This window comes from Aureispira anguillae (assembly GCF_026000115.1).
Classification (GTDB): Bacteria; Bacteroidota; Bacteroidia; order Chitinophagales; family Saprospiraceae; genus Aureispira; species Aureispira anguillae.
The window spans coordinates 243649-262064 of record NZ_AP026867.1 but is presented as its reverse complement, the minus strand read 5'-3'; the positions used below and the strand labels follow the sequence as shown (position 1 = coordinate 262064).

Below are 18416 nucleotides of genomic sequence, written 5' to 3'. Positions count from 1 at the left end.
CATCTTTGCCTTATTCATAGTCGTTCCCTATTGATTCAAATACGATCCCCTTGGCAAAATAACAAAAAATCATATGTTCCAATTCAAGAAAGAAAATATCTACAACTATCTGATTTTATTGTTGTCTTCTGTTTTTCTATTTTATTTTTATGGAGCAGTTTTAGAAGCACCTAACGAAATTTTATTTTCAAAATATGGAGATGGTTTTTGGCAGTACTTCAATTTCACGTCTTACGTCAAACATAGCGAAAGTTATTTAGAACACACTGTCTCTAACTATCCTTATGGGGAGCATATTGTTTATTTTGATGGCCAGCCCTTTTTTGGCGCTATTCTGCACTTTTTAGTTGGATACTTTCCCTTTTTAGGCAACTATACCATAGGCATTCTCAATGGAATTGCGATGTTCTGTATTTGGTGGACTCCTTTTTTGCTGTTTGGCATTTTACGACGGCTTGAAGTACGCCCTATACTATCCGTCTGGGGAGCCATTGGCATTACTTTTTTAGAGCCACAAGTATTTAGACTCTTGGGGCATTTTTCGTTGTCTTATTCCTGCGCTATTCCGTTAACAGTATACCTTTTGCTTCGAATTCATGAGCGAAAAAGCGTAATATTTTGGACGTTTCTACTGCTGTTGAGCAACTTAATTTGGCTGTATACCCACCCTTATTTAGGATTAATGTGCTGTCTATTGGCTGGTTCTATTTTCTTTTTTTACTGGTTGGCTTACTTCAAAACAATTGCCCGTAATCTAAGTTATTATATCGTTGCCTTTTCAGGAGCATTATCCCCAATTGTTATTTTTCAAACGGTCATAAAACTCACCGATGAACACACGGCAAAGCCAGAAGATGTTTATGGTATTTTTAACTATTGTGGCGAACCTGACGATGTATTTTTGCCCAATCACCCACCTTTTAGACCACTTCTTGAAACATTATCTGGCACCACTTTTAATCAGACATGGGAAGGATGGGCTTATATAGGCATCACAACAATTTTAACCTTATCCATCGCTTTTATTCTACTTATTGTTCAAAAAATAAGAAAACGTAATCCTACGTTACTACAGCCTATTTCACCACTTGTAACAATCGCATTTTGGGCTTCTGTTCCTATTTTATTCTTGTCTTGGGCCTTTCCATTTACTCATTTTCCCGAATTATTAGATTATGCAACACCCCTAAAGCAATTCCGTTCGCTGGGGCGATTTGCCTGGGTTTTCTACTATATATCGACCTTAACAAGCATTTATTTAATTCATCGTGCGGCTTTATTTTTAGAACAAAAAAACAAAAAGGGGCTAGCAGGTTTGCTCATGTTTCTCGCCCCATTACTCTATATGATAGAAGGGTATTCTGCTCATATAGAAGTAGCCAATATCATTAGCCAATGTCCCAATTATTTTTTGGAAAAATACCAACCTCAAGTACTCAAAGAGGGCTTTAAGAAAATTAATTTTGACGATTATCAAGCCATACTTCCGCTGCCCTATTATTATTTAGGTTCTGGCAATTATTACCGCACTACCCTTGGCGGAACCACTCAAATGGCAATGTTAGCAGCAGCTCATTCAGGAATTCCTACGGCTAGTACAATTGTTTCTCGTGGCGATGTCTGGGAAGGTAGAAATTTGATCCAGTTGGTTTCTCCTCCTTATTATGAAAAGAAAATCCAAGCAGATTTCCCTTCTAAAAAGCCATTTTTAATTACTCGTTCCAACAACTTGGAAAAACTGAATGCCTATGAGCAAATGATTTTTGATCGTGCTCGTTTGTTATCAATTGACGAATGGGGGTATGCCCTGTATGAAATTGATTTTGACGATCTTTTTGCCAACGATTGCAATTTGGTTTTGGATCAATTTGACCAAGTTAGAAATTCCTTATATCCCAAAAATGGTTGGTTGGTCAAAGATAGTACTGCCTATTTATTTTATGAAGATTTTGAAGCCCAGACAGCTCCTCACACGTTTCGAGGTAAAGGAGCGTTTTCCGCTCCCAAAGCTGGTTCTGGAAACATTATTAAGGTTCCCCTTCCCCAACAAACCCAAACAGAAACCTATTACATCAAGGCTTGGGTTTATAATGGTTCTATCGATGCCATGAACTATTTCCTAGTGATGGCCTTTGGAGATGGAATAAAAAATTTAGGTCATGCCCGTCCTGATAATGCTGCCGTTATTAATGGAGATTGGTCGCTGATTGAGTTTAGTGTCAATATTCCACCCAATAAATATAAAGAGCTACATATCAACCGCTACAGCGACCTTAGTTCTAACAAGACTGTTTACATTGATGATTTGCTAATCTACACGGGTTCTGGTCCTGTTTATAAGATTATTAATGAAGAAAACAACCAAGTTAATGAGTTAATTTATAATGGGCACAACATTGTTCGTCCCCAATAGCTCTTTTCTTTTTTTTGAAGCAACACAAGGTATTATAATCTTTTGCGTTATTGATAAGGGAACCTAGGAACTTGACTTTTCTATAGAAAAGCAAACAATTCATAAAGTATTACTGCAAAAATGTTTAAATTAGAGAACAGAAAATATTAGTTCATACCCATCAAAAAATGATTTTTTAAATTTTGTCTTTCTTAAACAAAGAATGAAGGTAGAATTATCACATGACTTATTAGCCAAAAAAATTTTTGACTTGGCATCAACAGAGGATAAGATGTTAATTAAGGTTAGCAATTTTATTAAGAATCGTTTTGCCTACTTCAAAGAAAACAGCGTCCTTTTATCCAAGGAAGATATGGAGTACATACGCCCCTATCTACCTCGAATAACCCTAGAAAAGCATGAGTTAATTTTCATACAAAGAAGCCAACAGGCAATTTGGATAAGACGCTCGGTAATGGCATTGATCGTTGTCGCAGTTATTTTTGTTATTGCTTATTTTATGAATAGAACTGAAAAAGTCAAGTTGCAAAACCAAGAACGGCTTGCCAAAGAAATTCAAAAATACAAAGCTATTGAGCAAGAAGCGAAGCAATTATCAACTGCATTAATTGAAAGCAGAGCTGGGCTTGATGCCACCAAAGAGGAACTTCGGCTTGCCTTGCTAAAGCTTCAAAAAAAGAACGATACCCTAGTTCATTCTTATGCTACTTACAAGGTAGAACAGGATTATTCCAAAGAGCAACTTTTAACAGATTTGCACATTGCTCAATCTGCCAAATTAAGTGAGTTGGCCGCACCAATTGCATCCAAAGATAAAAAATATGCCTTTCAATTGGCTGTCAAAGCTTGGCACCTTAACCCAAACAATCAACAGGCAATGGAAATCATCTATAAATGTGGAAATGTTAAACGAGGCAAAAGCTTATCTAAACAACGCACTAGGAATATTATCAAAGCCAATGAGAAAGCTTGGGGAAAATTGAGTAGCAAAGAAATGAGGGCTATTTTTGCTCCTGAAAATAAAATTACAGCAATCAGTGAGAAAAATTCGTCTTTTTCCGAAAAGGTCAAAAAAATAAGCCAAAAACCGCCTCCGCCTCCAACTAAGGCTTTTATTCCTCCTCAACAAATGGCGGCAGAGGTAGAAGATCAGGTTCAAAAAATACAAAAAGAGTTACAACAGCAAATACAACAGCAAGAACAAAACGAATCTATAAGTTTTCCAAAATAAAGGAATGAAAATAGAATTAGCACATGATATATTAGCCAAGAAGATCTATGACATGGCTTCTGCTGAGGACAAAATGTTGATAAAAATTCAAAATTTTATCCTAACTCGTTATGCGCACTACACAGAAGTTGGGGCGCTATTAGATCAAAATAGTTTAGACTATATTGAACCATATATAAAAAAAATCACCCTTGAGCAACAGGAGTTGTCTTTCATCAAAAAAAGCCGTCAGCTATCCCTACGCAAACGCAGAACGATAAAGGCTGTTGCTCTTGGAACTTGTTTGGTCTTGTTGATTTTTGGCATTCAAGCCTCTAAAACTTTTTATGAGTTACAATTGACCCTTGAGAAAAAACAAGAAATAAGAAAAGAGCTTCACAAAATTCAGGAAGAAAGAAGTTTGGCTGAACTTAGAGCGCAGACGCTTTTGGAAAAAAAAGAAGAAGTGGATCAAGATGATTTAACAGATGTTGCGGTCATCAAACAATTGATTATGCAGTACGATACCTTGGGACAACAACAACAGGCTGCTACTCAACAACGAGATTTGGCTCAATCTGCAACGTTAAGCGATTTAGCAGAAGAAGCCAAAGAGCAACACGATGACCAATACGCTTTCCAATTGGCTGCAAAAGCTTGGGAGTTAAACAAAAATAATAATCAAGCATTAGAAATTTTGGAAGAACTTTCTCAAGAAAAAGAAGAGGAAAGTTTTATAGAGTTGCCAACAGAAGAGCAAGAAGTTGTGATTGAAAAGGCTCAAAAAAAAGGAGGAAGACTCAAAGACAAAGATCTAAATGTTATTTTTTCTAAAGAGAATACGGTGGTTCAAAGTCGTAGTGCTGGTGTCAAAAAAGCTGTTAAATCAACAACTGCTAGCCCCAACCAACAAGAACAAGTAGCGACTCCCATCCTGCATCGGGTAATCCAAGAAAAATTACCTCCTAAGCGCCCAAGCGTTACCGCTCCTTTAAATTGTACCTTGGCTCAAAAAAATATCAATAAGTGGTTTGAAATAAAAGAAACTCAAAACTTTAAAGTTTCTATTAAATATGGGATCAATGAGCAATTACACTTTTTATTCGCTCCTACTCATTCAGAGGCAATAATTCCCAATTTAACACAGCTCAATATTCATACGGCAAAACAGTTCAAATCAATTGACTTATCAAAAAAGATTGCCCCTGGAGGTAAAATAATTTATACCACTAAATTAGAACCTGTAGATAAAATTTTTCTTAAGAAAGGAAGAATTGTAGCCCTGTCTTTTGTTCAGGCTCCTCAAAAATCGCCAAGTACTCCTCCTAAAAAGTTTATGCTCTCCCCTGTTCTACAACAAAAATTCTTAACCATGAGTAAATGCCTGTTATGAAAATAGAATTATCTCATGACATATTAGCCAAACGCATTTACGATAAGTCTTCGGTTGAAGACAAAATGCGCATTAAAATTCATCAGCTCTTAAATGACCATCTAACCCTGTATGAAGAAAATAATGTCCTACTTAGTAAGGACGATTTAATTTATATAAACCCGTTTTTGGATTCGATTGAGTTGACTCCTAAAGAATATAAATTAGTAAAAAAAAGTGAGCAGTTTATCCGACGAAAAAGATATCGTCTTTACTTTTTAGTTGCTATAGTTGCTGCTCTATTGATTGCCTTTAACTTGATTACTTGGTCGGCCAATGAGCAAAATGAAGCATTGTTGCAAGAGGAGGAGGAGCATGTACAACTATTGCAAACAGAAGATTCGCTAAGAACACTTGCCGAAATGCGAGCAGATACGCTGTACCAACAGTTGCTCAAAACCGATCCTCAATTTACGAAACAGCTTATTGCTAGTTTTGATACCTTAAGAATGGCCAAGGAAAGTGCCGAAATTGAACGCAATATTGCACAGTCTTCAACTCTTAGTAACTTAGCTGAAACAGCACTTGAACAAGAGGACAAAAATTATGCGTTTCAGTTGGCTGCAAAAGCATGGGAACTTAATCATGACAATCAATTAGCCTGTGATTTATTGTATCGTATTAGTGGTTCTTCTATTTATGATAGTAATAGTGATATTGACCTTAATGCATTATCTCCAGAAGAACACAACGAATACATTACACAACTAATTGCGACAGAACGCAATGAAAAAGGTAGAGGAACGCTAGATGATGAAACAATGAGTGCCATCTTCAATCAACAAAATACAATTGTGCAAGAAAAGGAAGATGGAATCCGAGGTAAGATTGATCGGTATTATCACAAAGTACAAGATAAAGCAGAAGAGTTGTACAAAGAAACAGGAAATGCTTTGAGACGCTAATTACTGGCTATAAAACACCCCACACAATGGAAAAAAAAAATTGTTATGCCCTTTTTATAGGCATTGATAATTATGACAATGCACTTGTTCCAAATTTAAGTGGCTGCATCAAAGATGCTCAACATCTAGCTACTTATATTCAAAACAACTTAAATAGTGCGGAATATACCCTGCATCTAAAAACCCTATTTACAGGAACAGAAAATGCTCCTACTCGCCAAAATATCATTAGCCATATTCGAAATCATCTCGGACAGGCAACCGCCAAGGACATGGTCTTGCTTTTTTATGCAGGTCATGGCTCCAAGGAAAAAGCACATCCGAATTTTTATGAAGCGGATGGTAATTTTCAAACCTTGGTTCCTTCTGATGCTCGTACAAACAATAAGGATGGACAATTGGTTAAAAATATCTTAGACAAAGAATTGCGTTTTTTATTCTATGAACTATGGAAAGCGCAGCAACCCGAATTGATTTACATTCAAGATTCTTGTCATTCTACAGGAGCTACCCGACATGCTGAGCTATTAACGACAGTCACCAAAGATTTGCATCAAATTGAACAGGAACTAGCGCAAGAGGAACAAGCCCCTGTTTCTTGGGCACAACCTGTCCCTCGTTTTACAGAGCCTACTGATTATGAAAAAAGTGGCAGCCTTTGGGCAAATCCCGATGTTGATGCTCTGATGGATGCCTATACTGCTTTTCGAACGGCTCCAGATTTACTTCAAACCGTTGTTACCAATATTCAAGCTGACCAGCCTGCCTTTGATGCGATCCTTCCAATGGCAGAACACATCCATCTAGCAGCCTGTGACAAGCATGAATTTGCCTATGAAATCCCTAATAAGGGAGGTGTCTTTACCAGCAATTTGGTCGCAGTCTTAACGGCTAGTCAGAATACGATTTCTTATCATGATTTATTCAATAGAATTAGAATGAATATTGGCGGCGTCTATCAACAAACGCCTGATTTATTTGTCAATAACCCCAATTTTGCAAAACGTCACGAAATTTTCTTAGGGAATTTACTTCAACATGGACAACGTTCAAAGCAGCGAGATATTGACGTATTCAAAGGCTTTTATCCCTTGGTTCCTAAGGGGCGAACAAATTGGCAGATCAAAGCTGGAGAATTAGAATTATTACCTAGTTTAGAAGGCAATATTAAAGCCATTCCTATTGAAGTTTTTCTGCAAGATCAACAACCCATTGGCAAAGCTAATGCAGTCATTGATTATGTGGCTTCGGGGTATAGCCAAGTTACTTTTACAACCGCTAATTTTGATCGACGCAAACATCGCAATCAACTTTATGCAATGGTTCCTCCGCAGTATATGCGTCGCTGGCGGGTGCCTGTTTTTGTAGAAACACAGTCGGAAGGAGAAAATATTGAGCAGCTTTTTGAGCAATATCCTCCCCGAAAAAATCTCAAAAACTTTCAAAGTGATGGCGGTCCTGCAATACGGCTAGTCGATCAACAGGCAGCTGCCGATTTTGTACTTAAGGCAGAAGAAGGCTGGCTGTATTTATACTCAAAAGAAAATTCGTTCCTTTTTAAGGCAGCGGCTATAGAATATGAAAAAAATGGGCAAACCATCACGCTTCCTTTTATTCAGAAACCTAATGATACTGCTTTTTACAAATACAAAAAAGGGGTAGAAACGCCCATAGAATGGAAGGACAATTATTTAATAACAACTAGTTTGCCTCCTGCTCTCCCTCCCATTTTTGAATATCTTTCGTTGGTATACCACAACAATCCCAGTAAAAACATACGTGTATTTTGTACACAAGCTACACAAAAAAATGCCTTTATAAACTTTCAAGAAACACAGCAAAAAATCCTAAGCTATTATACGCCTTTTATCAATTGGACAACGATGGACAAGGCACAATTTGTGATCCGAACAAAAGCAGATGGCTTTGCCGTTTATCCTTGTCAAAATCAACAAATCAGTCCTGTTCCTGCCTTTCGCCAAACCGATGGACTAAGCGATAAGGATGGTTTTAGAATCATTCTAGCCCTTCAAAAAATATGCAAATGGAGAACCGTCCAAAACTTATACAACAAGCTCCAAGTCCAAACGTTGAACAATCATCAGTTCGAATTTCTTGTTAAGATTTATAATCGCCCACTCATTCAAACCGTAGATGCGCTTCCTGATTATAACCTTCCACATCGTTCCATTACCATACAAAGCTGGAAGGAGGAACATTTTCAACAAGCAGAACGAGGACTTACCCAATCCATCAACGATTTACAAAAGGAGGTTTTGCCCATTCATTTTCTAGTCAACCCTCAAGATCCTTCTATTGTCTTATTGGATCTTAGTTTGAGTATTAAACACCTAATAGGAGATCAAAATGTTTATGTTTCTACCCTATTATTAGATAGTAACTATGGAGTCTTGCCTTTACAACAAACCATGGGAAATAATTTACTACCGCCTAAAAATGCGCAGACAGATTCAACAGGAACGCTAGTATTGAATGGATTAAAAATTCGAAAACCTCAGCAAATGAATCTTTTTTCTCAAGAAATACAGCAAGCTACTTTTTATATCAAAATTCTAATTGCTTACCAACGCTTTGATGTATCGGGGTTCTTACAAACAGGCTTACCAGCTCCAACTCTTATTCAATCCAAAGCAAGAAATAGCAGTTCGAATAAACATAGAGCCATTCTAAAAAAACCGCCTAAAACAGAAGATACAGGAAGCTGGCTATCTTTTACCATTCCGCTTGTTATAACCAACAACCAATAATTAATTAAGTCCTAAAATGATGCAAAATGTAAAATTTGATAGCTTAGATGAGTTTTTCGATTTTTTGCCCGAACAAGAGCGAATGATTGTGCGTTATTTGCGTCGCATTGTCTTAGAATGCATTCCAGATTGTACCGAAAAGTTATCCTATAATGTACCTTATTTTAAGCGACATACTAATATCTGTTTTATTTGGCCAGCAGCTGTATTTTGGGGCAAAAAGCAAAGTTATGAAGGAGTACGTCTAGGCTTTACGAACGGTCATTTGATGTATGATGACATTAATTACTTGGAAAAAGGCACCCGAAAATATGTTTATTGGAGGGATTTTAAAACACTGGAAGAAATTGACCTAGATATTTTAAGGGCTTATCTATACGATGCCGTCCGAGTAGATGAAGAAAAATTAGCCCTCAAAAAGCAAAAGAAGCAATAAATTCTATGAAACAACTTTTTCTCTTTTTTACGCTAAGTATGATGTTTAGTGCTTGTTTGACATCACATCAACCCTCTAGCACACTAGCAGAAGAAACCTTCTGTATTGCCTTTGGTTCTTGTAGCAATCAGAAGAAAGAACAACCAATTCTACATTTAGTAGCAGACAGAAACCCAAATGTGTTTATCTATTTAGGCGATAATATCTATGGAGATACCCGTGATATGAACGAGTTACAACAAAAATACGATCGATTGGCTGCTAAGCCTGAGTTTCAACGGCTAAAAAAAAGCTGCCAGATTTTAGCAACTTGGGACGATCACGATTATGGAGAGAATGATGCAGGGCGTTATTATCCATTCAAAGAAGCGTCTAAAGAAATCTTTTTAAACTTTTGGGAAGAACCTAAAAGCTCTGAGCGTTGGCAACACAAGGGAATTTATCATGCTGTTATGCTAGAAAATGCTCCTTTAAAAATCCAAGTTATTCTATTAGATACACGCAGTTTTAGAGATAATCTGACCGAACGCAAAAAAGAAAAAAAGAATGCTTATAAAAATGACTATCAACCTACCTTATCAGCTGACTCTACTTTTTTGGGAGCAGCTCAATGGGCTTGGTTAGAAAACCAATTAAAACAGACCGCAGATTTGCGCATCATTGCCTCTAGCAATCAGTTTGCACATGAATACAATGGTTGGGAATCCTGGACCAATGTTCCCCATGAACAAAAACGAATGCTCCAACTCATCCAAAAAACCCAAGCCAATGGGGTTGTTTTTATATCGGGTGATGTCCATTGGGGGGAACTCTCCAAATACGACAATCCTTACACCTACCCTATCTATGATATAACCTCTAGTGGTTTAACTCAGAGTTGGCACAAAACAGAACCCAATAAAAATAGAATTGGCTTTCCGATTCGGAAGAATAATTTTGGATGCATTGAGATAAAAAAGGATAAAGCAACTCAATTAACCTTCAAAATAATCAACAAACAAAACTCAACCGTCGTGCAACATCAAATTGATTTATCTGAACTTGCTTTCTAAACTCGATTTAGGCTTACTGCCTGATCTTTTGGGGAACAATGTGGTTTCGGTTATTTTTTCCTTTGCCCCAAAAGATCAAGTAGAAGCTGTTAAAGCACTAAAAAATCAACGACATTAAAGCTCGTTTTCAGTTACCTTAGTCTGCCAAAATCAAATGCAGATCTCCAAACTGATGCCAAAAATAATTTGCCTCAATTGCTTTCTCATAAGCCATTTTTAGATGTTGATAACCAACCAACGCTTGCAAAATATTCAGATGAGAAGCTTTAGGTTCATGAAAGCCCGTCAATAAGCCATCCGTTACTTTCATACGATAGGATTCGTGAATAAACAACTCGGTATTTCCTCTAAATTCTGCTACCCTTCCAGATTCTTTAGCAGCACTTTCGATAGCACGGATTGCTGTAGTTCCTACCGCAATAACTCTCCGTCCCTCTTCTTTTGCCTTATTGATCAACAACGCTGCTAAAGGGCTTATTTCCATATATTCGGGGTACGGTTTTTCGTTTTCTTCTAGACTAGAAATTCCCGTGTGCAATAAAATAGGCACAAACAAAACACCCTTTTTAGCCAATCGGCTCACCAATTCAGACGTAAAGCCTCTGCCAGCCGAAGGCATTTCTGCACTTCCTGGATGGTAAGAGAAAAACGTCTGATAATAGTCCATTGGGAAGGGATTATCCAACTGTGTATACTTGATGGGTTGCCCATAGGTTTGCATATAATCCATTTCGTTTTCCTCCATTTGCAGTTCGGCTATCCACAAATCTAAAAATTGCTGATTCTTATAAAACCTTTTTTTCAAAACAAGATTCGCCCCATTAGGCAATTTAAATTGCATCCCCTCCTGCCCTTCTTTCCAACGAATTGTCTTAGTGCCTAAAATTGCTCTTATTTCAACCAACCAATCCTTGGCGTTTAGCTTTGTACTCAAATGCAATTTGGCAGGTTTACCATTGGGTAATGTTAATTCAAAAGCAGAAGGTAGCGTTGCAGAGGTATTCACAACGAGTACATCGCCTGCTTCCAAGTAATTTTCTAGTTCACTAAAGGTATCGTGATAGTGTTCCATTTTATTATTGGTTACCAATAAACGAACCCCATCTCTAGCTATGTTTCTCTGTTCTGTAGGCTTGGGGCAAGCTAAGTGTTTTGGCAAGTCAAACTCTATGATTTTATTGATTAGTGTGTTCATAATTTTCAGTCATTTTAGCGTTAAATGAATAACGTCCGCTTGGAACATTTTTTTGGATCAATTGGAGTAGTGCAGGAACTGCAAATTCTTGAGGCAGTGGTCGATCAGAAATATCTTCATTCGGAAAAGCATCTTGATGCATATCCGTACGCATATCCCCTGGATCAAAAGCATAAAAATAGAATTGAGGATATTCTATCCCTAGAACAGCTGTCAGATGATCCAACCCTGCTTTAGCAGCACCATAAATCCCCCAAGTTTCATAGATTTCTTTGGCAGCATCACTACTAACATTGATGATCTTTGCTTTGGGATTTAGGAAGGATTGTAGTTTTTGCAAAAGGGAAATCGGGGCAATCATATTGGTATGCAAAACCAAATGCATACTGTCAATAGAATGTTCCAATATTTTTTTCATGGGAGATTCTCCTAAATAAGAAGCATTGTTAACCACTAAGTCCAGTTTCCACCCTTTTCGTCCCAATACATCAGCGAGTTCCAACAAATGAATTTCATCTCTAACATCGCCTGATATTGCCACAACTTGCGTATAATTAGATAATTTATTTTTTGCCTCTAGCAACTGTTCTGCACTTCTAGCTGTAATCAATAATCTCCATCCCTATCGAGCCAAGCTTTCCGCCAATGCATATCCTAAGCCTTTATATGCTCCTGTAATGAGCGCCGTTTTATTGTTCATGATATTTGTATTTGATTGTTAATAATTGATAACACAAATATCCGACAAAGAGAATTCCTGTAAAACGGTCTTAAGGCTAGAAAGCTACCTGTACGATGGTACAGGTTAGAAGAGCATTTTTAGAAATACTAAAAAAGAACCATTTCTTCAAAAAACATGAAATAAAACTATAACTTTATTTAAACTGATTTACAGCCTTTTACAGTGTTTCATATTTTATTACATGAAAAATAATCATATTTTTGTTTTAAAGAATAAAAAGTAATAGAATTGCTTATAGAGGAGCAAATTCCCCGCTTGTCAAAGCGTTGCTCTAGTCTTAGTTCTATTTTTTTCATTCAACTTATTTTTTATGAATCACCCAATTTTTCAAAAAAGCATTTTTTTGCTTTTTTTGTCCTTGAGCTGTTGGGGCTGCCAAAAGGAAAAGCTATCCATGCACAACAACACTACTCAAACGCCATCTTTACCTCCAACCGTAGTAGGAGCAAGAAGTTTAAACGCAACCGTTGAGCAAACTGTCCTTGGTGCCAAGCGAGTTAATCCTTATACGGTCGCCAATATGACCGCCGCATGGAATCAATTGTACCCTTCCGATAGCGAAACCGCATTGCCTGCTACGCATTGGTACGTTAGGTTTCATCCCCAAACACCACAAGAACTTAAGGAGTTACAGCAGGCGATTAATTCCTATGCTGTAGCCAATAATGACATCCATGAAAATGATCCTCATTTATTTGATTTTCCCTTGGAATATGAGATCGAGCAAGCAGGTAACTTTTACCACGATCCAAGTCTTCCAGCAGGAGCAATCACCTATCAATATGCAGTGGTTAAGCCCGATTTTCAATTTCCTGTAGGAGTCGCTTATACCCTTATTGATGAATTGGTCTTAGCGCCTTATTCTTCTTTTTTAACCGCAGAAGCCTTTCGACGTACAGGCAATGATTATTACAATACGAAGAATGAGCTAGTCAACTTTTGTGCCCCTACTTGTCCCAATTATCCCAATTGCTTGGCGGATGATGTGGATTGTGATGGAACAACAACAACCAATGGCGGAACCATACAGCCCTTTGGGCTTCCTTGTCGGCTGGGACCTTTATGGCCCTTTTGTTTGCACAATGCCACCGTTACAGGCTTACCGACCAATACAGGAGGCACGACAAGTAATCGCTGCGATTGTCCAATCAGTATTTTTGGCAGCAAACCTGGGGGCTGTGTACGAGTAGAAGACACCCAATTGGGGTGGGAAGGAGTAAAAAATGTAGAAATCTATGTTCGAGATTTGTGGTTTACGGGTAGAAGTGTTTGGACCACCAATGAGGGTTGTTGGTACATTCCCTTTAATTATTTTGGTCCGATCCAAGGCTTTTTGAAATACGAAAGCAATCGACTCAAAATAAGTGGTCTAAGAGATTTGTATATTGCAGAGTTTGGGCATCCCATTGTTCAGAATTTAGGCATTCATATCTCAGGTTATAACAACTTAAATATTCGGCATCATCGGCATACTGACAATAGCAGTATACATAGAATGCTGTGGTTTGCTTCCTTAACCAATAATGCGGTTTATGAATACGATTGGTATGCTGCACAGGAAGGTCTACCGCCTGCTGCTCCTGATCTGAATATTATGTTGATGAATGAAGGAGGCGCAGCTTCTGCTCCTATGTTATCTCATATCATGCGAACAAGCCCAGGAGCAGGGATGACGATTGCAGGAGGTTTTAGTTTTGTAGGCACAACGGCTGGTTTTACGACCATGGGCTTAGTGGATATGTTTTTGCCAGGTACGGGGGCATTGGTGGGGACAATGATGCCTTTGTTTTTAACCCACATGCTGGCAAATTTACCCGATATAATTTATCAGTATGGAGGGCGAGAGATTGAGCTTACATCAGATCGAGTAAAAGAAACGATTTACCATGAATGCGGACATGCCGCTCATTATTATGCCTTGACGGATAAGAATGAATATTGGGTTGGGAATATTCAACGAATTATAGCCAATGGAGGTTATGGGGTTAAAGGAACAACAGATTATGAACGATGTGCTTTAATTGAATCGTGGGGCTATCATATTGGTACTTATTTTGCGGATTTACATTATGGTCGAAATAATTATTTTTCAAACCTTTACACAGATCAAGATGAAAAAGAACGTCAAAGATTTGTTTATAGACACTCAGAACGAGATAATCCTCATAATCATTATTATCAGAATTTGTATTGGCTACAAAAAGGCTTGTATTGGGATTTAATGGACGATCGAATGCATAATGATCCCCCATTAAATATTCCTGATCCAGTAAAAGATAGCGTATCAGGTTTTACCAATGTCGAAATTTTTTCAGCTTTGACTACAAATAGTCCAGAGTTAGTCCATGAGGTAAAAGATGCTCTGATTAATTTTCATCCTAGTCAAAGAAATGCCATTGATACCTTATATAAAGAATATGGCTATTAATTCATCAAACAAGCTTAGAGTTTTTCTAAGCTTGCTTTTTAATGTTATTATGATGTATAAAATATATGTTTTGTTATTATCGTTGTTTTTGGCTGTTGCCTGTGGTTCTAAGGATCCAGGTTGTTCTATAAAATATGGTTTTGAATTTCCTCTGTCTGTTACTCCTAAAGATGTTTTTTCAGTAGGCGATACCATCTGGTATGAAATGGATTTGCCGAATCAATTGTTGGATAGAAATAGTGGTAACTATTTTGATTTTACAGACTATGAACTTTTTTTTAATTTATCTACTAGTAAAATAGATACCAACTTTGTGTACAATGCAACACATCAATTTAACATTCATCCAGAGATAGGTAAAGTAACAACAGAAGTCAATGGCTTTGTTTACACTCATTTTCACTGTAAAAGTATTAATGAAAAACGATTCAAAATAGGTTTAATTCCTAAGAAAAAAGGCTGTTATAGTACATCAATTCGTTTAGCTGATGTTTTTATGGACAAACAAGGAAAGAACAGCTTAAATATAGGGAATACAGAATGTTGGGAATATTTATGGCCAGATACTTATGCTTTTACTAATAATGGGCAATGTAACCACTATTTGATAGATGGAGTTTGTCAATATTCTCCTTATGACAGTCTACTAAGTTGTACTGTAGATTCTGTTCATTATACAAAGGGAGCCTATGCTTTCTTGGTGAAGGATTAGAAAAAAAGGCTTGTATTGGGATTTAATGGACGATCAAACCCATAATGGTCCCCCATTAAATATTGCAGATCCCGTAAAAGATAGCGTATCAGGTTTTACCAATGTTGAAATTTTTTCAGCTTTAACTACAAACAGTCCAGAGTTAGTCCATGAGGTAAAAGATGCACTAATTAATTTTCATCCTAGTCAAAGAAATGCCATTGATACCTTATATAAAGAATATGGCTATTAATTCATCATGCAAGCTTAGAGTTTTTCTAAGCTTGCTTTTTAATGTTATTGTGATGTATAAAATATATGTTTTGTTATTATCGTTGTTTTTGGCTGCTGCCTGTGGGAAAAGGCATTCAGGATGTTATGTTGAATATGGATTTAAGTTTCCTTTATCTGTCACTCCTAACGATGTTTTTTCTGTAGGCGATACCATTTGGTATGAAATGGATTTGCCCAATCAATTGTTGGATAAGAATAGTGGTAACTATTTTGATTTTACCAACTATGAACTTTTTTTTGACTTAACCACTAGTAAGATAGATACTGATTTTGTTTATAATACAGATCACCTATTTGATGTCTATGCAGAGATTGGTCGAGTAGAAACAGAAGTAAATTATTTTGCTTATACCTATTTTCATTTTAAGAGTATCAATGAAAAAAAGTTTAAAATAGGTCTAATCCCTAAGAAAAAAGGCTGTTATAATACATCAATTCGTTTAGCTGATGCTTTTTACGATAAGGAAGAAAATAATGATTTGGATATAACTGCTACCAATTGTTGGGAGTATTTACGACCTGATACCGATGCTTATACTAATGATGGACAATCCAATCATTATTTAGTAGATGGTGTCTGTTTATATTCTCCTTATGATAGTCTTTTAATCTGTCATGTAGATTCAGTAAAACATACTAGAGGTTCTTACGCCTTTTGTGTAAAGGATTAAGAAAAAAAAACTTGTATTGGGATTTGATGGATGATCGAACGCACAATAATCCCCCATTAAATATTCCTGACCCCGTAAAAGATAGCGTATCAGAATTTAGTAATTTAATCACTTATCGTACAACTATTATAGACACAAAAAAGCAAACCAATGGATAAAACTCTTGAACTAAAGCAAAAATACGATAAAGGAGAAATCTTAAATTACCAACAATCAATGACCTATTTTGAGCAGTCAAAACTGATAAAAAAATTATTGGTTAATTTTGAAGTTGATGTACTAACCTTACTTAATCGACTAATTGAACTATCTGAAATTCCATTTACATCAGAAATTGAACAAGTAAAGTTATGGGTCAATCAGCTCGCAGATTTATCCTATTGTCAACATGGTTTTTCACTCACAGGCAAAAGCGACGATATTTTACCCTGTTATAATTCAATGATTACAACTGTTCTAATCAAAATGAATTATAACAATGAAACTCGAATCAACAAAGGGATTGAATGGATCTTAAACTATCAAAATGTTAATCGTGGTTTGCGCAATACATGGAAGGGAACCAGGATTCAAAAATATGGTGGCTGCATGAAACAAACCCCTTGTTTTATTGGCATTGTAAAAGCATTAATTGCGCTAACTGAATATAAAAAAAGTAGCTTTTACAAGACAAATAAAAAAGTAGAAACAAAACTTTCTCAGGGGCTTGAATACATTCTTGAACACAATATCTTTAATCGTAAAACAGACCATAAACCCATTACAAAAGATATTGTAAAACTAACTTATCCTTTTACCTATAAAACAAACGTGGTTGAAATCCTCCGATTGATGAAAGACAACCAACTATTGGGAGATAAAAGATGTGAGTTAGCAAAAACCTTTTTAATCAAAAAGAAACAAAACAATGATTTTTGGAAAGTAAATAGTTCCTATTTACCAAAATTTTGGGTCAAATTTGATAAACCTAAAGAAAAGGGCTTGTGGATTAGTTACGAAATACGAAAAATAATAGACTGACGCAGATTACTCAAAGGCTAATTAAACCACGACGCAAAGCAGTATCTACCGCTTCTGTTCTGGTAGTAGCATATAATTTGGAGAGGATAGAAGAAATATGAAACTTCACCGTTCGCTCTGCAATAAAGAGTTGCGCTCCTATTTTTTTATTGGTGTAGCCTTTTTTAACCAGTCCTAGCACTTCGAGTTCTCTACTGGTTAAGGAAGAAGCTGGGTAATGAAAATTATTCTCTTGCTTAGTCCCTATTTGCCCTTCTAAAAACGCATCATTTATTAGGGATAATTGCTGCTGCATTTCACGAGTTAACTCCAAAGACATTTGGATATATTCGGATGATTTCCCCGCTTGGGTATGGAGTGCTTTTAGCGCATCTAAGTTGGCTAGAAGCAAGGTCAGCCGTGGATTAAAAACACGCTCTAATAATTCGCTTGTCGCTGCTTGTGTTTTAGATGGACTCGCTCCAGCAGTGTCCAAAAGTCTTGTTCTCTGAATTGCCATTCCAATTAATTCACTAATGGTATTCAACAAGGTGAGTTCTTTTTCTTTTAGTTGTTGCTTTTCTTTGCTCATCAGGTTTAACAAACCTGCTTTTTCTCCCTGAACAAAAATAGGAACCGTAGCATGGAATTTCAAATCACGGGTATCTACTTTTATATCTTTCAAGCGAGAACAAGCAATTTCACTAATGTTCTTTGCTTCTGAAAAGGCATTGGACAAATATTTTTCAATGCAGTAACACCAGCCCGATAAACGTTCTGGAAAATTACTTAGAGCAGGAGGGAGATTATAGGAAGCAGCAAGATAAACCGATTTATTATCCTGTTGAACCAACCAAATCCAGCCTGTTTCGAGGTTCAATAAATCAACCGTCTTTTCTAAAGCCTTTCGCAGTGCTGCTTGGAGAGAAAACTCCTTATTCAAATCACTGGCTATTTCATACAAATTTGAAAAATATTCTTTGTCACTCATATTATAAAGGTATACAAAATTGCACTGGTCAAATACCAAAATCGTTTAAAAAATTTTATTTTTAGAATCTTTTATTTGCTTTTAGAGTTATAACTTTAAGAACAACTGCTTATCTTCTCTACCCAATGATTTTTGTAAAAATTAAAACGGAGGCAACTTTTATCTATTTTTAAGCGTGAAACGATCCAA

15 protein-coding genes are annotated in these 18416 nt (G+C 36.6%); 12 read left to right on the top strand and 3 right to left on the bottom strand.

Annotated elements, in window-relative coordinates; translation table 11 throughout:
- Positions 1-73 precede the first annotated feature (73 nt).
- The 7 genes from AsAng_RS01025 to AsAng_RS00995 all read left to right on the top strand — a co-directional run bounded on the left by AsAng_RS01025 (position 74) and on the right by AsAng_RS00995 (position 10216).
- Positions 74-2413, top strand: coding sequence for a glycosyltransferase family protein (locus AsAng_RS01025; protein ID WP_264790908.1), 2340 nt, complete (start codon positions 74-76; stop codon positions 2411-2413).
- 202 nt (positions 2414-2615) lie between these two features.
- Positions 2616-3644, top strand: a complete 1029-nt coding sequence (locus tag AsAng_RS01020; protein ID WP_264790907.1) for a hypothetical protein — start codon at positions 2616-2618, stop codon at positions 3642-3644.
- A gap of 4 nt (positions 3645-3648) precedes the next feature.
- A complete protein-coding gene (locus AsAng_RS01015) occupies positions 3649-5016 on the top strand; it encodes a hypothetical protein (RefSeq protein ID WP_264790906.1) in 1368 nt (455 codons plus the stop codon).
- Positions 5013-5960, top strand: coding sequence for a hypothetical protein (locus AsAng_RS01010; protein WP_264790905.1), 948 nt, complete (start codon positions 5013-5015; stop codon positions 5958-5960). Before AsAng_RS01015 ends, AsAng_RS01010 begins: the two co-directional genes overlap by 4 nt.
- A gap of 26 nt (positions 5961-5986) precedes the next feature.
- Positions 5987-8728 (top strand): caspase family protein, encoded by a 2742-nt coding sequence (locus AsAng_RS01005; RefSeq protein WP_264790904.1) that lies wholly within the window; start codon positions 5987-5989, stop codon positions 8726-8728.
- Positions 8729-8744: 16 nt separating this feature from the next.
- A complete protein-coding gene (locus tag AsAng_RS01000) occupies positions 8745-9164 on the top strand; it encodes a DUF1801 domain-containing protein (RefSeq protein ID WP_264790903.1) in 420 nt (139 codons plus the stop codon).
- Between the two features lie 5 nt (positions 9165-9169).
- On the top strand, positions 9170-10216 hold the full coding sequence (locus tag AsAng_RS00995) for an alkaline phosphatase D family protein (RefSeq protein ID WP_264790902.1): 1047 nt from the start codon (positions 9170-9172) through the stop codon (positions 10214-10216).
- A 136-nt stretch (positions 10217-10352) separates the two neighbouring features.
- Here AsAng_RS00995 and AsAng_RS00990 read toward each other — a convergent pair whose 3' ends face one another.
- Both AsAng_RS00990 and AsAng_RS00985 read right to left on the bottom strand, forming a co-directional pair.
- Positions 10353-11411, bottom strand: a complete 1059-nt coding sequence (locus tag AsAng_RS00990) for an S-adenosylmethionine:tRNA ribosyltransferase-isomerase (RefSeq protein ID WP_264790901.1) — start codon at positions 11409-11411, stop codon at positions 10353-10355.
- On the bottom strand, positions 11392-12021 hold the full coding sequence (locus tag AsAng_RS00985) for an SDR family NAD(P)-dependent oxidoreductase (protein WP_264790900.1): 630 nt from the start codon (positions 12019-12021) through the stop codon (positions 11392-11394). The genes AsAng_RS00990 and AsAng_RS00985 overlap by 20 nt, the downstream gene beginning before the upstream one ends.
- Positions 12022-12463: 442 nt before the next feature.
- Here AsAng_RS00985 and AsAng_RS00980 point away from each other — a divergent pair, with 442 nt between their 5' ends.
- The 5 genes from AsAng_RS00980 to AsAng_RS00960 all read left to right on the top strand — a co-directional run bounded on the left by AsAng_RS00980 (position 12464) and on the right by AsAng_RS00960 (position 17257).
- Positions 12464-14581: a hypothetical protein gene (locus AsAng_RS00980; protein WP_264790899.1), complete on the top strand. Its 2118-nt coding sequence runs from the start codon at positions 12464-12466 to the stop codon at positions 14579-14581.
- 49 nt (positions 14582-14630) lie between these two features.
- Complete coding sequence (locus AsAng_RS00975) at positions 14631-15293, top strand: hypothetical protein (protein ID WP_264790898.1); 663 nt, start codon at positions 14631-14633, stop codon at positions 15291-15293.
- Positions 15294-15318: 25 nt separating this feature from the next.
- Positions 15319-15525, top strand: coding sequence for a hypothetical protein (locus tag AsAng_RS00970; protein WP_264790897.1), 207 nt, complete (start codon positions 15319-15321; stop codon positions 15523-15525).
- 52 nt (positions 15526-15577) lie between these two features.
- Positions 15578-16237 (top strand): hypothetical protein, encoded by a 660-nt coding sequence (locus tag AsAng_RS00965; protein ID WP_264790896.1) that lies wholly within the window; start codon positions 15578-15580, stop codon positions 16235-16237.
- A gap of 150 nt (positions 16238-16387) precedes the next feature.
- Positions 16388-17257, top strand: a complete 870-nt coding sequence (locus AsAng_RS00960) for a hypothetical protein (RefSeq protein ID WP_264790895.1) — start codon at positions 16388-16390, stop codon at positions 17255-17257.
- Positions 17258-17267: 10 nt separating this feature from the next.
- Here the strand turns inward: AsAng_RS00960 and AsAng_RS00955 are convergent, their stop codons facing one another.
- Positions 17268-18227 carry a LuxR C-terminal-related transcriptional regulator gene (locus AsAng_RS00955; RefSeq protein ID WP_264790894.1) on the bottom strand — a complete coding sequence of 320 codons (960 nt, stop codon included), beginning with the start codon at positions 18225-18227 and terminating at the stop codon, positions 17268-17270.
- Between the last annotated feature and the right edge of the window lie 189 nt (positions 18228-18416).

Bases quoted from the DNA above. Each gene is read 5' to 3' on its own strand.
- AsAng_RS01025 (WP_264790908.1), top strand. From the start codon at position 74: ATGTTCCAATTCAAGAAAGAAAATATCTACAACTATCTGATTTTATTG.
- AsAng_RS01020 (WP_264790907.1), top strand. From the start codon at position 2,616: ATGAAGGTAGAATTATCACATGACTTATTAGCCAAAAAAATTTTTGAC.
- AsAng_RS01015 (WP_264790906.1), top strand. From the start codon at position 3,649: ATGAAAATAGAATTAGCACATGATATATTAGCCAAGAAGATCTATGAC.
- AsAng_RS01010 (WP_264790905.1), top strand. From the start codon at position 5,013: ATGAAAATAGAATTATCTCATGACATATTAGCCAAACGCATTTACGAT.
- AsAng_RS01005 (WP_264790904.1), top strand. From the start codon at position 5,987: ATGGAAAAAAAAAATTGTTATGCCCTTTTTATAGGCATTGATAATTAT.
- AsAng_RS01000 (WP_264790903.1), top strand. From the start codon at position 8,745: ATGATGCAAAATGTAAAATTTGATAGCTTAGATGAGTTTTTCGATTTT.
- AsAng_RS00995 (WP_264790902.1), top strand. From the start codon at position 9,170: ATGAAACAACTTTTTCTCTTTTTTACGCTAAGTATGATGTTTAGTGCT.
- AsAng_RS00990 (WP_264790901.1), bottom strand. From the start codon at position 11,411: ATGAACACACTAATCAATAAAATCATAGAGTTTGACTTGCCAAAACAC.
- AsAng_RS00980 (WP_264790899.1), top strand. From the start codon at position 12,464: ATGAATCACCCAATTTTTCAAAAAAGCATTTTTTTGCTTTTTTTGTCC.
- AsAng_RS00975 (WP_264790898.1), top strand. From the start codon at position 14,631: ATGATGTATAAAATATATGTTTTGTTATTATCGTTGTTTTTGGCTGTT.
- AsAng_RS00970 (WP_264790897.1), top strand. From the start codon at position 15,319: ATGGACGATCAAACCCATAATGGTCCCCCATTAAATATTGCAGATCCC.
- AsAng_RS00965 (WP_264790896.1), top strand. From the start codon at position 15,578: ATGTATAAAATATATGTTTTGTTATTATCGTTGTTTTTGGCTGCTGCC.
- AsAng_RS00960 (WP_264790895.1), top strand. From the start codon at position 16,388: ATGGATAAAACTCTTGAACTAAAGCAAAAATACGATAAAGGAGAAATC.
- AsAng_RS00955 (WP_264790894.1), bottom strand. From the start codon at position 18,227: ATGAGTGACAAAGAATATTTTTCAAATTTGTATGAAATAGCCAGTGAT.